The organism is Spiroplasma sp. BIUS-1, from assembly GCF_010365805.1.
Taxonomy (GTDB): domain Bacteria; phylum Bacillota_I; class Bacilli_A; order Mycoplasmatales; family Mycoplasmataceae; genus Spiroplasma_A.
Window position 1 is genome coordinate 767,449 of record NZ_CP048386.1, and the last position, 14,415, is coordinate 781,863.

Genomic DNA, 14,415 nt, shown 5'->3' on the forward strand with positions numbered 1-14,415 from the left:
CCTCACTTCTCTTATTTTACATTATTAACAAAAAAACACCATTTAATTAAATAGTGTTAATTTTTTCTCCTATTGAAATCATCGACAATTGTTTCGTAAGCATTATTAATTTTTGTCATTTCAGCTTGTGCTTCTAAATTATTTGGGTTTTTATCTGGGTGATATTTTTTTGCAAGTTCAATATATCTTGACTTAACCTCTTTCAAGGTTGCTCCTTGACTCAAACCCAAAACTTGATAAGCTTGTTCCAATTGAGATGGACCTCTATAAAAATCTGATGCAGAATCAGATCTGTCATAACCAGCTCCAGCAAAATCCTCATCAGAATAGCGACTTTGTGTATTGTCTCTATTTCGATTTGTTCCACCACGTCTTCTTCTAACTGAACCAAAAATAAGATCAATTATTATTGCGTAAAAAATTATTTGTAATATTCTAGATATTATTTTAAAAAATGTATCCATGATTTCAACTCTTCTCTAGCGAATTGCTATTCAAACTATTAATAAGATTATAATTAATAAGATTATTATATATGCTGTTATTTTATAAATAAAATAATTGGTTTTCTTTTTCTTATTCTTAACATTTGATTCTGCTTTTTTTTCTTTCAAAATAGGTGTTGGTATTTCAGATATAGTTAAAGAATCATCCTTATAGTTTTCTATTTCAAACTCTTGATCATATGCCAATGTCTCACTGTTAACAACACTTCCATTGAAAACTCCAAACTTACTTGTTTCGGTTTTCTTTTTTGTTTTATTGTTTTTCAACTAAACCACCATCTTTTCATATATAAGTTTTTATTAAGTTCTTAACTGTATAGTCAATCATTTCATCCAACAACAAACTCTCTTCTTGTTTTTGTGCAACATATGATTTAGGTTTTGTGACTGGATTTCTTGGCACATACATTGAACATACATCATCAAAAGGAAGAATAGATATTTCATATGTATCTATTTTTTTAGAAACTTCTATTATTTCTTCCTTGTCATATGTTAACACAGGTCTTAGTATAGGTAAATCAGAAACTTCATTAATTACATTTATTGATTCAATAGTTTGGCTTGCAACCTGACCTAATGATTCTCCTGTTATAATAGCTTTTGCCCCAATTATATTTGATAGTTCATTTGCTATTCTAATAAAAATTCTTCTCATGATTGTTATTCTGTATGATTCTTCTTTTATATGCATTAATTCTTTTAATATCATTGAAAAATCACATACAAAAAGAGAGAAACTTGCTTGATTATATTTTTCAATTTTAGTTGCTAACTTAAAAACTTTATCCAAAGCTTCTGGTGTTGTATGTGGTGGGGTCATGAAATGTAAAAAGTCTACTTGCATACCCCTTTTAAGAGTAAGATAACTTGCAACCGGTGAATCAATACCACCACTTAAAAGAGATAATCCTTTTCCACTTACACCAACAGGTAAACCTTTTGAAGCATTTATTCTTGAAGTAAATATAAATGTTCCATTATGTTTTACAACTATAGTTATTTTTAACTCAGGATTGTGAACGTCAACTTTTATATTTTGATTATTTTTTAAAATATTTACAGCCACTTTTGTTTTTAAATCTTGAGAACTAATTTCAAAACTCTTATCTTTTCTTTCAACTTCAACTTTAAAAGTTCCCTTATGATTTGAAGCAATTTCTAATGTCTTTGCCAAAATTACTTCTTCATTTTTTTCTACAATTTCTACAATAGACATAGAATATATACCAAAAATGTTTTGAAGTATGTTTGAGATTTCATCTAATTTAGAGTCATCACTAATTTCCAAAACTAAACTGTTGTGATCTTTTTTATAAACAATTATTTCTTTGTATTGTCTAAGTTTAAATTTTATATTTTGAATCAACTTACTTATAAAAGCATTTCTATTATTTCCTTTTAGAGTTAATTCTCCATACCTTATTAATATATTTTTCATATAGTACCTCTATCTTTTGTAGTTTTCTTTAATTGCTAATAAACTTTTTAATGAATAACCAATGGCTTGATCTAGTTCTCTTTCCTTAAATAATCTTTCACAGTTAAAAATTACTTCTTCAATACCAGGAACTTTTCCTGTGTATCTTTCTAAATAAATTATTATTTCTTGTGCAATGTAGTCTAAAAAAATTGTATCATTTAAATCTCTTGCCAAAACAAGAGTATCTTGATTACATTTTTCTATTTCCTCTGAAATAACTTGTCTTTCTTCTTGACTAGTTATTTTTTTAAGATTTTCTCTTGAGAACTTAGCAAGACTTACGTGTAATTCTTGAATAGGTTCTATAAATCTTTCTAATTCCTTTATAGATTTAAATTGGTTTATTTTAACATCAAGTTGATTTAAGATTGATTGAATAAAAACAACTTGATTTGCAAGAGAATCTATATTTGTACTTTTGCTTTCTACAATTTTTGCAGATTTTTCTAAAGCAGACATATCTTTTAAAGCTTGTTCCATTAAATCAAGCATCTCTTTTTTAATTTCAAAAAGATTTATCTCTCTACCATTGTTTGTTCCTAAATCAATTTGAGAGAATAATAAATCGGCTTTTGATTTTGTTTTTCTATATGACGCTTTTGCAATTTCAAAATCATTTCTTTCTTTAGAAAATTGTTTTGTAATGTCTTCAACTTTTGCAAAATCTCTTTCAACTAATCTTGAAGATTGTTCAATAATATCAAATTTGTTTCTGATATCTGGAGTTCTAACTTCAAAGAATGATTTCAAGTTATCCTCATTTTCAACCATACTTTTAAATGTATTAACTTGTTTGAAAACTTCTTTTAGGGTTCTGTTTGCTTTTTTGAACTGTAACTTTTGAAGTTCATTATTAATTCTGATTCTTAATCTATCAATTTCTGCTTCAAGCTCACCATATTTTTTTGCATTAATTGGTAATTTTGATTTTAAAGGACCGAAAGTAACATGTTTATTTTTTAATTCAGTCATAATTTGAGGAATAACTGTTGTTATTGTTGAAATAATGTAAGGAATAGAATCTAACAGTTCAATTAAAAAGACTAAAGCCTTATCTATTTTTAAAAGGTAATCTCAACTTTCTTTATATCTACCTTCATCTAATTTAATATAGAAGTCTTCAAAAAGAGCTTCAATTTGGTCTATTGTTTGTTTTAGTTTTACTTGATCAATTGCCACATCTTTAAATGTTGTCATTATAACTTCATCTTTAAGTATTCTGAATAACTCTTTTTGGAATGTTAATGAATCTCTTTGAATAAACTCTATTTCTAAACTATTCATAGTTTCAATAAAAATGTCATGTACATTTTTATTGATTGTCATAGCTCTTTCATAGATTGTTTCAAATTTTTTTAGATTTTTTAAGTATGGTCTTGTGTTTTTTTTATCTTCAATTAATTCAACAAAATCTTTAAAAACCTTTTGAAGCTCATTTTCAAATAGAATTTCATATTTTGTTCTTCAGATCATTAATTCTTTTTCAAAAGCCTTAGTTTCTTCAAATATCAAAGACACTCTCATTAAACGATATTTTAACGGTGATTTTTTAAGATCATCAATAAGGTCTATTGTTTTTGCTGATGTTTGAAGGATTCTTTTGTAAATATTCATCATAATTAAAATTATTACACCAATAACAAGACAAATGAAAAAAGTACATAGCGCCCCTATGTAGATTGGATTTTTAAAGATTTGATCAATATCCCATAATTGTTTCATAATTTTACTTCCTTGAAATCAAAATCATTATATCATATAGAGACTTTTTGGGTCTTTTTTTAAATTATCTTATTTTTTAAGCCCAATTTAATATATAATTATTTTTGGTTAATCTGCAAATAAGCATTGCAAAATAATTAGTCTATAACTTATTTAAAAAGTAACCCCTGCAGATGGAGGGCGAAATATAGACTTCCTTTGTAAGAGTTTATCTTTAGTTATGATTTTCCAAATAATATAATAAAAAAAATAGAAATAAGGAGAAAAATGTATGTCAAGATATACAGGATCTACATTCAAAAAAGCTAGAAGATACGGATTTTCTATCTTAGAAACAGGTAAAGAGTTCTCAAAAGGTAAAAAAAGAACTACAGCACCTGGTCAACACGGAGCAAGAAGAACAAAACTTTCGGGTTATGGTCAACAAATGCAAGAAAAACAAAAAGTTAAATTCATGTATGGGTTAACTGAAAGACAATTCAGAAACACTTATGCAAGAGCTAAAAAAATCAAAGGAATTACAGGAACAATTTTCTTACAACAATTAGAATCAAGATTGGATAACGTAATTTACAGAATGGGATTATCACTTACAAGACAAGGTGCAAGACAATTAGTATCACACGGTCACATCTTAGTTAATGGTAAAAAATTAGACATCCCTTCATACTCAGTAAGAATTGGAGATATCATCTCTGTAAAAGATAAAATGCAAAAAAACGATAAAATCGTTGAGGCATTAGCATCAAACACATCAACTGTTGAGTTTGTAAAATTCGACAAAGCAAAAATGACTGGATCTTTAGTAAGATTACCAGAAAGAAAAGAATTAAACCAAGAAATCAATGAAGCTTTAATTGTTGAATGATACAACCGTTTAATTAAATAATATAAAATCAATTGTTTTATATTAAAGGATTTGAATAAATGAAAAAGATATTACTAGTTTTAACAAATACTAGCACTTATGGTGAAGATAGTGAAAAAACAGGACTATGATTAGGCGAAGCAACCGAATTTGTTTTGGCATTAAGAGACCAATTCGAATTTGATTATGTTAGCCCTAATGGCGGTGTTGTTCCTATAGATCCAAGAAGTTTAAAGTATGCGAAGAAAAATGATATTGAGTTAATGAATGATGAAGAATTCAAAAACAAAGCATTAACTAATTCTTTGAAACCAAGTCAAGTAAATGCAAAAGATTACTTTGCAATTTACTACACAGGTGGTCATGGTGTTATGTGGGACTTTCCAAATAATACAGAGTTACAAAAAATAGCCATAAAAATTTATCAAAACAATGGCTATGTAGCTTCTGTGTGTCACGGAATTGCAGGTTTATTAAACATAAAAGATGAACAAGATGTTTATCTAATAAATAGTAAACGTGTTACAGGTTTCACAAACACAGAAGAAATAATTAGTGCAAAAAAGAAAAAAGTGCCTTTTATAAATAAAAGTGAAGTAAAAAAACGAGGCGGGATTTTCAAAAGCAAAAGATTTTTTAAACCTTTTGCTTTAATAGATTCAAGAATAATAACTGGTCAGAATCCCTTCTCAGTAATAAAAGTAGCTAATTTAATTAAAAAAGAAGCAAACAAAAACCACACAGTTTAATGTGTGGTTTTTTTATTCTCTAATAGTTTTTTTATTAACTAGATCTAATATTTTAGATGGTTTAGAGTTAAGTTCCCCATCCCAAAATACTTCACTCACTTGAATATTGAATAGATCAAGCTCTTCTTTTTTGTTCAAAAACGAGTTTCCTGAATAATTTACACTTGTAGAAAATATGGGACCTGTTTTATTTATTATTTTTTTAAGATCTTTTCTTTTAACTTTTCTTAAAGCAATGGTTTGATTGTTTTTATCATTAACAATTTGAGTTATCGGTTCCTTACTTTTTAAGTTTACTTTAAACTCTTTTGTTAAGTTTATAAGTTTTTTAATCTGTTTATTTTTGGAAAATAAAACAATTAGTTTTTTTGTTTCTTCAGATCTTTTAATTTTGTTTATTCTAAGTTCGTTTTCGCTATTAAAAATAGCACTTAAACCATAAATTGTATCTGTAGGCAAGATAACTATCTTATCTGATTTTAAAAAATCTATTGCTGAATTTATTTTTTTTTGACTAAGCATTATTTTCTCTTTCTTTGATAGTTATATACAGAACTTAATACAATTGATTGTGGTGCTCACTTAGTTAATTTTTTCATTAATTTATTAGTATTCCCGGTAATTATGTAGTCTTTTCTTTTTGATTGCAAACCTTTTAATAAGCTTTTCTTTGCATAAGTACTTGTTTTCATAACTTTTACAGTTGATTTATATTTAGCTTCTTTTTGATTACTGCTTCTATTTCAAAAATCAGTTTTTAATGGACCAGGACATAATGTTATAACTCTTACTTTTGATTTGGTTTTTTTAAGTTCAGTGTTTATAGCAACACCCAAACTTCACACGTATACCTTTGAAGCATAATAACTAGCAAACACAGGTGCTGGAGTGAATGCCGCCATTGAACCAATATTCAATACTCTACCTATATTTTTCTCTTTGAATTTTTGAACAAACAGTTTTGTAATTATATGCAATGATTTAATATTCAAGTCAATCATGTTCATTTCTTGATCTAGTGATGACTGGTCAAAATATCCTCAAACTCCGTATCCAGCATTATTTATAACAATTTCAACTTCGTATTTATTTGAGTCTTCAAATAATTTATAAGCATTTTTGATATCACTCAAATCCATATTTCATGCTTCGACTTTAAGTTCTTTATATTTATTTTGTAGTTCTTTTAAGTTATCAGTATCTCTCGCAACACCAATAACGTTATAACCTAATTTTAATAGTTCTTCACAATAAGCATAGCCTAACCCTTTACTTGCACCAGTTACTATAGCAAATGCATTTTTATTTTGATTTTTTTTCATTATTTTTCTCTACCGAACTATCAAATAAAACTTTTCTATTTGCATGAATATATATTCCTGCAGACAATATTGAAAGAACTGTTGTTAAGTACATTGGTATTAAAATAACTTGATTTAGTCAATCGAATTCTGATCAATTGCTTCAGCATTGTAAGCCAACAAAGAAAAGTAAAGATAAACCAACCATTTCAGCTGTTGCTCTAATTCTTCCCATTTGATTTGCTGCCATCACAACTGAAGAAGTAGCTAAAATTTGTCTAACAACATCAATTATAAAATCACGAGAAACTAAGATCACACACATTCAAATTGGCAGTATTTTAAAACAAGCAAAAATTACTAATATTGCGTTTGTTAATAATTTATCTGCAATTGAGTCAAAAAATTTACCAAAGTTTGTAACCATTTTGTATTTTCTTGCAACATATCCATCCAACATATCTGTTAAACTAGCAATTATAAATAATACTCCTGCAACTAAATATGTAATTGGCAAACTATAGTTTCCAATTTCTAAGTTCGCCTTTTCTAAAATTTGAAGCCCTTCATAATTAACCAAAGGCGCTGGTGTTAATAATAGCAAAAGAACTATTAAGGGAATTAAAAGTATTCTCACTAAAGTAATTTTGTTTGCTAAATTCATAGAATTACCTCTTTTCACTCTTATTATTATAATACAACTCAAATAACTAACCAAATTAAATACAATTAAATGTGATAAAATAGTAATTAAGTGGGAGTGGAGAATATGGATAACTTTATTTCAGACAAGCTTTATATAGCTTTGGATGAAAGTGGTAAGCTTAATCAAAATGATATAGCAAACTATTTCATAGTTGGTGGATTTTTGTATTCTGATAAAGATACTGTAAAAACCAAAATAAGACAAATTGAAAACGAAGTTAAAAATAAATATAACATTCCTAAAAACTTTGAATTAAAAGGTAATAAATCTGAAGAGATGGCTACCGTTGATTTTATTAATAGAATTTTCGAAGAAATAGGAGATTTAATTTGTCCTATTTTTTCTGTGGTTTCAAGAAACGAATTAAACAAGCACTTCACAGTAAATGAGATGCTTGCATATGATTTTTTTGTAAATAACTTAGTTGGATTCAATTCAAAACTATTTAAATTTGATGAAAAATGTAACAAAATATTTCTGTTAATGGATGAAAGAAATCTTAAAAAAACAGAATATAACCAGTTGGAAAATCTATTAAAAACAAATTACATAGAAAAACCATATACAATAAACACTTATTATCTTTCAAGTAAAATGACTGATGTAATTAGACTTGCAGATATTTTAGATCACGTTGTCTATACTTACTACAACAATCCAAATTCAGATAAAAATAAATTATTTCAAACAAAAATTGATAAATACATTTTAGAGAGAATAAAAAACGGAACAATTTATTATCCATTTAAAAAATCTTACTTTAAGAAATTAAATGAAATGGAAGATAATAAAAAGCACGATTAATCGTGCTTTTTATTATGCTTTAACTCTATTTTCTTTAAAAACTTGTTCTTTAATAACATTTGAGAAAATTTCTACATTAACTAGTAATCCCATGAACTCAGCATTTGCAGATGATAATTTAACAATATCGTGTACTCATCCATACTCATCCACCAAAGCATTGTAATCAACAAAGTGATCTAGTCTTTTGATTTCGTCTTGTCTGATTAAAACTTCGTTTGCTAATTCCACTATTTCACTAACAGATTCACACATTGTCATTTTTTTCAAACAATTTAAAAATTTAGTTACTTTATCATTATTAATAAATCTAGGTGATAAATTCTCAAATTTATTAAGAACTCTTTGAGCATTTGAAGTTAGTTTTCTAATTACAAACTTTTCATTTAAATCAATAAGATTACTGTCTGATTCAGTGTGTTTTAAGAAGTTTAGGTTCTCAAAAGATTCTTGCACTTTTTTAAAACCTTCACTAGCTGATGATAATAAAATTTCAGTACTTGCATAAAACATATGATCTACATTTTCTTTTGTAAGTAAATCTTGATTTTCTTGTCTTAGATTGTTTAATTGATTAACAATTGAGTCTATTAAATCTAATTTTTCTGTTGTTATTTTTTCAAACATATTGGAAAATCCTATTTTTATATTTTTATTATTAAGTTTCAAGTCTTTAAAACATTCTTCATTATAGTAATTGACTAATTCTTCAAGAACATTTTTTAAAATTAAGTTAAAATCCATAAATAAATTACTCCTATATCATTTCTATTACGAAATATTTTTTCTTCCCTTTTTTAACAATAATAAAGTTTTCAACAGTTAACATTTTTGAGTCAACAGTTAACTCTTCATTTAGCTTATTGTTATTATTAATTGAAATAGCACCTTCGTTTAACAGTTCTCTAGCTTCTCTTTTTGAGCTTGCTATTTTTGTTTCAACTAAAAAATCTGTTATTTGAAGACCTGATTTAACCTCTGTTTTTTGCATTGAATTAATTATTGATAATAATTCATTTTTTTCTAGTTGCATTAATTCACCACTAAATAGTGCTTGGGTTATTTTTTCAGCTTTTTCAAGACCTTCTTTTCCATGTACAAATGTTGTAACTTCTTGAGCCAATCTCTTTTGCATTATTCTCTTGAAAGGTTCTTTTGAATGTTCTTGTTTTACTTTTTCAATTTCTTCTAAAGGAAGAGTTGTTAGGAATTTAAATAATTTCTCACAATCTTCATCGTCTTGGTTTATAAAAAACTGGTAGAATTCATATTCACTTGTTTTTGTTTTATCTAATCAAACAGCACCAGATTCTGTTTTTCCAAATTTAACTCCATCTTTTTTTGTTAAAAGATTCATTGTTATACCACAAGCTTTTGAGTTTTCTCTTCCAACTCTGCTTGCAATATAATCTGTTCCACTTGTTATATTACCTCATTGATCAGAACCACCTATTTGAACTCAACAGTTTTGATCTTCATATAATCTAAAGAAATCATATCCTTGAAGCATTGTGTATGAAAATTCAGTTATACTTAGTCCTTTTTCAATTCTTGATGATATGTTTTCTTTAGCAAGTAAGTATGCTAAATTGAAATCCTTACCAATTTCTCTTAAAAAATCAATTAATGACATTTTTCCAAGTCAATCGTTATTATTTACAACATTAATATCTGGTATTAAAAAGTTTAGTTGTTTTTTAATTCCCTCTACATTTTGAGATACTTGTTCTAGTGTTAAAAGATTTCTTTCTTCACTTTTAAAACTAGGATCCCCTATCATTCCAGTTCCACCACCCAATATAGCAATTGGAGCAAAACCAAAATCTTTAAATCTTTTAAGATTTATTATTTGTATTAAGTGACCCACGTGTAGTGAATCTGCTGTTGGGTCAAACCCACAATATATTCCTGCACCCTCATTTTGTGCTTTAATTATTTTTTCTTCATTTGTAAATTGTTTAAGCAAATCTCTTTGCTTTAATTCTTCTAAAATGCTATGCATTATTATTTCTCCTTATTAATAATTGTTTTCGCTTTCGCTGAGTCTCCGCTTTCATAAACATCTTCACTCATACTTATTGATACATCTTTTACTTTTGAATAGACTTCATCTGCTTTATCGATGATATCAACTGTTATCATAGCTAAGTCTTTTGCAATTATTTTTACGTTGTCTGATTTAGCAACTTCCTGTCCAATTTTTACAGTAGTTTGTCCAATTTTTTGTAGTGCTTTAAAAGCAAGTTCTTTTGTTTTTGCAGCATCCAATTCGTCACTTGCATCTCTCATATTTGAAAGTTTCATCTCAATATTTGCGATTACTTCGTCACTTTCATTACCTTGAGATTTTTCTCAAGTTTCTTCTATTGTTGATATTAATTTTTTTATTTGTGGTCTATATTTTTTTAAATAGTCTACAAAATCTGATCTTATCTCTACACCTCTTTTTGGTGCTAGCATCATCCCTAGGAAAACTCATGAAGCTAATCTTAGTAATTTAAACATATTTTAACCCTCCAATTAGTCTTCTGAATTTGCAAATTCTCTTAATTTATCAACCAATTTATAAACAACGTCTTTGTTTTTTGTTGCCACTTTAACTCATGATTTAACATTTCTTTTCGCAAACGCATCAAATATATCCATATAATTTGTTACCCTTGCTACAGTATCAACAGTTGCATTTAACATTTCTGATTTATAAGTTAGATCTTCAAAGAAATAATCTACTTTTTTAGCTGCAATACCAACTTTTCTTAAAGTAATTATTGTATACAATGTCAAAATGATAGCTAATGCTAACAAAATAATTATCATAACTGTTTGAGTTGTTCCAACTGGTGTTGAAGTATAAATAAGTGATAAGTTCATAAATAGTCTCCTAATAATCAATAAAATTATACAACACTAAGCGCTTTTTTAAACAATAAAATTAGATATAAAAAAACTTGATGACTATTCATCGTCATCAAGTATCCCTAATCTTTCCATTCAATTATCACTATTTCTTTTAGAAACAGTTTTTTTATTTTCTTTTAATTGATTTGTTCAGTTAGCTTTATTACTATTTCTCAGTTGCACTAACTTTCTTGCTCTTTCTGTTTCTGCATTATAAGCGTTATTGTAAATGTGTTTTCTTCTATCTTCTAGAGATATTTTATTTTCACTTAAAACTAAGGTATCTATATCATCATGTAGTTTATCAAACGCATTTAAATAACTTTCTTGAAGTTCAACTGTTTTTTCTAACTGTTCTTTATTTTCTTTATCTATTAAACTACCAATTTTTTTATTAGTTTTAGATATCAATCTTGATAATTTAATTTCTTCTTTGATAAGTTTTTTCTCTACAATTTTCTTTTCTTTTTCATTTTCTCTATATTCAGATTGAATATTAGAAATTGTTTTTTCTATCTCTTTTTGTTGAGAATCGGTGAAAGGTAAGTTTTTCTTTTTTCTTGGTTTTATAATCTCTGTTTGTTCGTTTCCTGAATTACTTACTTTTCTCTTTGGAACATAAAAATTATTAGCTGTCATTTGAGAATTCATTAAACTATTACTTTGCTTAATTTCTTCAAGTCTTTTCTTGGCTTGATCACTTTCTAAGTGAGCTTGTTCTAAATTATTATCTTTATTTTTTTGGTCCATTTGGACATCACCTTATTTCTTTTTGTTTTGAATTCTTCTAGGTTTAATAAGTTCTGGTTTTCTATTTTCTTTTGTGCTATCTTTTAATAATTTATCAAATTCTTTAAGTTTTTCTTCGAAAAACTCTTCTTTTAAAACATCACTCAAGAATACTTTTGAATCGATTTCTTGAATAGTTTTTTCAACTTCCTCTTCGATATTTTTAAATTTCACTTCTTTTAGTTTTAGAAGTTTTTCTTTAACTTCTTCTTCAATAGGGTTTTTATTTATTTTACTTTTAGGAACTGCCAAAAAGATATTTTCTTTTTCAACTATTTCTTCACTTATAGTTTTTTGTTCAGCTTCTAATTTTCTAAGTCTATTTCTCTCATCTCTTTGATTTTGCACTTCTTGAGAAAGTCTTCTAACTCTTTCAATTTCTGTTTCTCTAGGTTTTGTAGAGTTTTGTTCATGAAACTCCTTAGCTCTTTGTGAATAACTGACTGATTTTTCTTTGATTTTTTCAACATCAGTGTAAAGGTCAGCATCAACCCCTCCACTCTTTCTCAATTCTTCAATTTTTTGTAATTTTGCAATTACAGGGTCATTTTCTAATATTTCATTTTGAATATCTTGTGTTTTTTTTCTAGCTCCGTCAATTATTGAACCTAGTACTCCACCCGTATTTTTTGGAGCACTAGTTCCTATATTTTTTCTGATTTGAGCTAATTTGTCAGTTACAGAACTTTTTTCTTCATACAATTCTCCTGTTGAGAATTGTTTTGAAATATCTTCGATAGAAACTTTATTTGCTTCTGGATCATCTGTAAAGATGGGTTCCATATTTAATAAAGGATCATCATTATAAGTTCAATGATTAGGGGCTCTATCTTCATATTTATCTTTTGAAGATTCTAATTCATCATTTCTATTCTTTTTTCTAGCAAATAAATTCATAGAAATACCCCCTTTTGTTAAAACTACTAATTATATTTTATACTTTTTATCTTGTTTGAAAAAGCATTTTCCCTACCAAATTTAGATTGCTTTTTACCATCGATTAATACTATATCGCCAGTAAATCCAATCTTGTTTTTTGTAATTGCATCCCCAACTCCATATATATCAACTGGTGTATTTTCTTTTTCGAACTCTTTTATTTTTTCTTCATTAAAACCAGAAGAAACTATGATTTTTACTTTTTCATGTCCTTTTGCATCTAATTCTTTTCTTAATAACTTAACCAATGTAGAGTTAACACCATGTAATTCATTGTCTTTCTCTTCTAAATTTTGAAGAGATTTATCAACAAGACCTTGAGAAGTATCTAATCTCACCGCATAAACTTGATCTTTAAAGGCATCACATACCTTTATAGAATCATTTATACAATCATTATTATAATCTACCAAAGCAACTAAATTATTTTGAGGAAATACTTCTTTATAGGCTTGAGTTGCTTTTATTAAGTCTCCATCAAATGAAGCAATTAGTGCATGAGGCATAGTACCGTTAAGTTTTGGCTCTTCATCTAAAAACTCAAATGAAGCTTGTGTTACAAGATTTTTTATACCACCAACATTTGAAGCATAACCATCTATTTGTTGATTTGTATAATAATCCATTCGATCATTCATATTTAAAACAGTTTTTCCGTTAGCTGCAGTTATTATTTTTCTAGCGTTTGTAGCTATTGTTGAAGCTCTTGATAATATACCATCGAAAAGACCTTCAAAATGAGCGAAGTCATTATATTTACCTGTTATTTTTAAAACAGGTTCTAGTGCATCCACCATTTCGCCATCTTCAACAGCTTCAACTTGTAAATCTTTAACCCCAGAAAGTCTTAATATTTCTTTTATAACCTCTATACCACAAACAACAGTTTGGTTTGATCTTTGAAATCATTGCATTGTAACTAGTTGATTTGGTTTAAATTTATTCAATATCTCTCTTGTTTTTTTAAAGTAATCTGCAGAATAATAATCTTCAAACATTCTCATATCTATATTAAATTTATTTTTCATTTAAAACCTCTCAAATAGATCTTCCAATATAAGAGTCATCTACATTTCACTCCATGATACCAGGTTTGTTAAATTTATCGTCAGTTATTTCTAACTCTTTTGATGAACATAGCATACCAAAAGAATCAAAACCTTTTAACTTACCTTGTCTAATTTCACTACCATCTGGCATTCAAGAACCTATTGTCGCAAGTGTTGTGTAAAGATTTTCCCTTACATTACTTGCCCCACAAATAATTTGTATTTCTTCAGTTCCTGTGTTTACCTTACACTTAGAAAGATGAGTATCTGGTATCTTTTCACACTCAACAACTTTTGCAATTATAAACTGGTCTTCTATTTCTTCTTTGCCAATATGTTTTTCTAAAATAGGTTTTATGACTTCGTGTAGTCTTTTATCTTCTAAATTATACTTTTCTGTTGATTCAAAATTAAAAATATTGAATCCTATAATTTCTTGATTGTGCAATAAAATTTCATAACCTTCTTCTTTTTTAGTTTCTGTTACTTTTTTATCTTTTAATAAAACTCCTAAAGTATTGAAGTTTTTAATGTATTTTGAAAATAATTTCATTTGAATTACCTTTCTTTTTGTTGGAATAATGTCAAAACAATTATATAA

The 14,415-nt window shown here is 27.1% G+C and carries 18 protein-coding genes; 3 read left to right on the plus strand and 15 right to left on the minus strand.

Features of this window, described 5'->3' with window-relative positions; all coding sequences use genetic code 4:
- Positions 1-56 precede the first annotated feature (56 nt).
- Genes SBIUS_RS03635 through SBIUS_RS03650 form a run of 4 tightly spaced genes read right to left on the minus strand, consistent with a single transcriptional unit; the run spans position 57 to position 3,711 of the window.
- Positions 57-464 carry a J domain-containing protein gene (locus tag SBIUS_RS03635; protein WP_162685126.1) on the minus strand — a complete coding sequence of 136 codons (408 nt, stop codon included), beginning with the start codon at positions 462-464 and terminating at the stop codon, positions 57-59.
- Between the two features lie 15 nt (positions 465-479).
- Positions 480-773 carry a hypothetical protein gene (locus tag SBIUS_RS03640; RefSeq protein ID WP_162685127.1) on the minus strand — a complete coding sequence of 98 codons (294 nt, stop codon included), beginning with the start codon at positions 771-773 and terminating at the stop codon, positions 480-482.
- A complete protein-coding gene (gene thiI, locus SBIUS_RS03645) occupies positions 760-1,947 on the minus strand; it encodes a tRNA uracil 4-sulfurtransferase ThiI (protein WP_162685128.1) in 1,188 nt (395 codons plus the stop codon). Before thiI ends, SBIUS_RS03640 begins: the two co-directional genes overlap by 14 nt.
- A 9-nt stretch (positions 1,948-1,956) precedes the next feature.
- Positions 1,957-3,711: a septation ring formation regulator EzrA gene (locus SBIUS_RS03650; RefSeq protein WP_162685129.1), complete on the minus strand. Its 1,755-nt coding sequence runs from the start codon at positions 3,709-3,711 to the stop codon at positions 1,957-1,959.
- 271 nt (positions 3,712-3,982) lie between these two features.
- On the opposite strand from SBIUS_RS03650, the gene rpsD reads away from it, so the two are divergent.
- The gene (rpsD, locus tag SBIUS_RS03655; RefSeq protein ID WP_162685130.1) at positions 3,983-4,600 is read left to right on the plus strand and encodes a 30S ribosomal protein S4; all 618 of its coding nucleotides are present in this window, start codon (positions 3,983-3,985) and stop codon (positions 4,598-4,600) included.
- Positions 4,601-4,638: 38 nt separating this feature from the next.
- The gene (locus tag SBIUS_RS03660) at positions 4,639-5,328 is read left to right on the plus strand and encodes a type 1 glutamine amidotransferase domain-containing protein (RefSeq protein WP_162685131.1); all 690 of its coding nucleotides are present in this window, start codon (positions 4,639-4,641) and stop codon (positions 5,326-5,328) included.
- Positions 5,329-5,340: 12 nt separating this feature from the next.
- Here SBIUS_RS03660 and SBIUS_RS03665 read toward each other — a convergent pair whose 3' ends face one another.
- Genes SBIUS_RS03665 through pgsA form a run of 3 tightly spaced genes read right to left on the minus strand, consistent with a single transcriptional unit; the run spans position 5,341 to position 7,293 of the window.
- Positions 5,341-5,850 (minus strand): L-threonylcarbamoyladenylate synthase, encoded by a 510-nt coding sequence (locus tag SBIUS_RS03665; RefSeq protein WP_162685132.1) that lies wholly within the window; start codon positions 5,848-5,850, stop codon positions 5,341-5,343.
- Positions 5,850-6,650, minus strand: coding sequence for an SDR family oxidoreductase (locus SBIUS_RS03670; protein WP_162685133.1), 801 nt, complete (start codon positions 6,648-6,650; stop codon positions 5,850-5,852). The genes SBIUS_RS03665 and SBIUS_RS03670 overlap by 1 nt, the downstream gene beginning before the upstream one ends.
- The gene (gene pgsA / locus SBIUS_RS03675; protein WP_162685134.1) at positions 6,631-7,293 is read right to left on the minus strand and encodes a CDP-diacylglycerol--glycerol-3-phosphate 3-phosphatidyltransferase; all 663 of its coding nucleotides are present in this window, start codon (positions 7,291-7,293) and stop codon (positions 6,631-6,633) included. Before pgsA ends, SBIUS_RS03670 begins: the two co-directional genes overlap by 20 nt.
- Before the next feature lie 105 nt (positions 7,294-7,398).
- Here pgsA and SBIUS_RS03680 point away from each other — a divergent pair, with 105 nt between their 5' ends.
- Positions 7,399-8,139, plus strand: coding sequence for a DUF3800 domain-containing protein (locus SBIUS_RS03680; RefSeq protein WP_162685135.1), 741 nt, complete (start codon positions 7,399-7,401; stop codon positions 8,137-8,139).
- A gap of 12 nt (positions 8,140-8,151) precedes the next feature.
- Here the strand turns inward: SBIUS_RS03680 and SBIUS_RS03685 are convergent, their stop codons facing one another.
- The 8 genes from SBIUS_RS03685 to ytpR all read right to left on the minus strand — a co-directional run bounded on the left by SBIUS_RS03685 (position 8,152) and on the right by ytpR (position 14,367).
- Positions 8,152-8,883, minus strand: coding sequence for a hypothetical protein (locus SBIUS_RS03685; protein ID WP_162685136.1), 732 nt, complete (start codon positions 8,881-8,883; stop codon positions 8,152-8,154).
- Between the two features lie 13 nt (positions 8,884-8,896).
- Positions 8,897-10,144 (minus strand): tyrosine--tRNA ligase, encoded by a 1,248-nt coding sequence (tyrS, locus tag SBIUS_RS03690; protein ID WP_162685282.1) that lies wholly within the window; start codon positions 10,142-10,144, stop codon positions 8,897-8,899.
- Positions 10,144-10,644 (minus strand): hypothetical protein, encoded by a 501-nt coding sequence (locus tag SBIUS_RS03695; RefSeq protein WP_162685137.1) that lies wholly within the window; start codon positions 10,642-10,644, stop codon positions 10,144-10,146. The genes tyrS and SBIUS_RS03695 overlap by 1 nt, the downstream gene beginning before the upstream one ends.
- 15 nt (positions 10,645-10,659) lie before the next feature.
- A complete protein-coding gene (locus SBIUS_RS03700) occupies positions 10,660-11,010 on the minus strand; it encodes a hypothetical protein (RefSeq protein ID WP_162685138.1) in 351 nt (116 codons plus the stop codon).
- Positions 11,011-11,094: 84 nt separating this feature from the next.
- Positions 11,095-11,787 carry a hypothetical protein gene (locus SBIUS_RS03705; protein WP_162685139.1) on the minus strand — a complete coding sequence of 231 codons (693 nt, stop codon included), beginning with the start codon at positions 11,785-11,787 and terminating at the stop codon, positions 11,095-11,097.
- A 12-nt stretch (positions 11,788-11,799) separates the two neighbouring features.
- Positions 11,800-12,723, minus strand: a complete 924-nt coding sequence (locus SBIUS_RS03710) for a hypothetical protein (RefSeq protein WP_162685140.1) — start codon at positions 12,721-12,723, stop codon at positions 11,800-11,802.
- 26 nt (positions 12,724-12,749) lie between these two features.
- Positions 12,750-13,793 (minus strand): nicotinate phosphoribosyltransferase, encoded by a 1,044-nt coding sequence (locus tag SBIUS_RS03715; protein ID WP_162685141.1) that lies wholly within the window; start codon positions 13,791-13,793, stop codon positions 12,750-12,752.
- Positions 13,783-14,367 (minus strand): YtpR family tRNA-binding protein, encoded by a 585-nt coding sequence (gene ytpR / locus SBIUS_RS03720; protein ID WP_162685142.1) that lies wholly within the window; start codon positions 14,365-14,367, stop codon positions 13,783-13,785. Before ytpR ends, SBIUS_RS03715 begins: the two co-directional genes overlap by 11 nt.
- Positions 14,368-14,415: the final 48 nt, after the last annotated feature.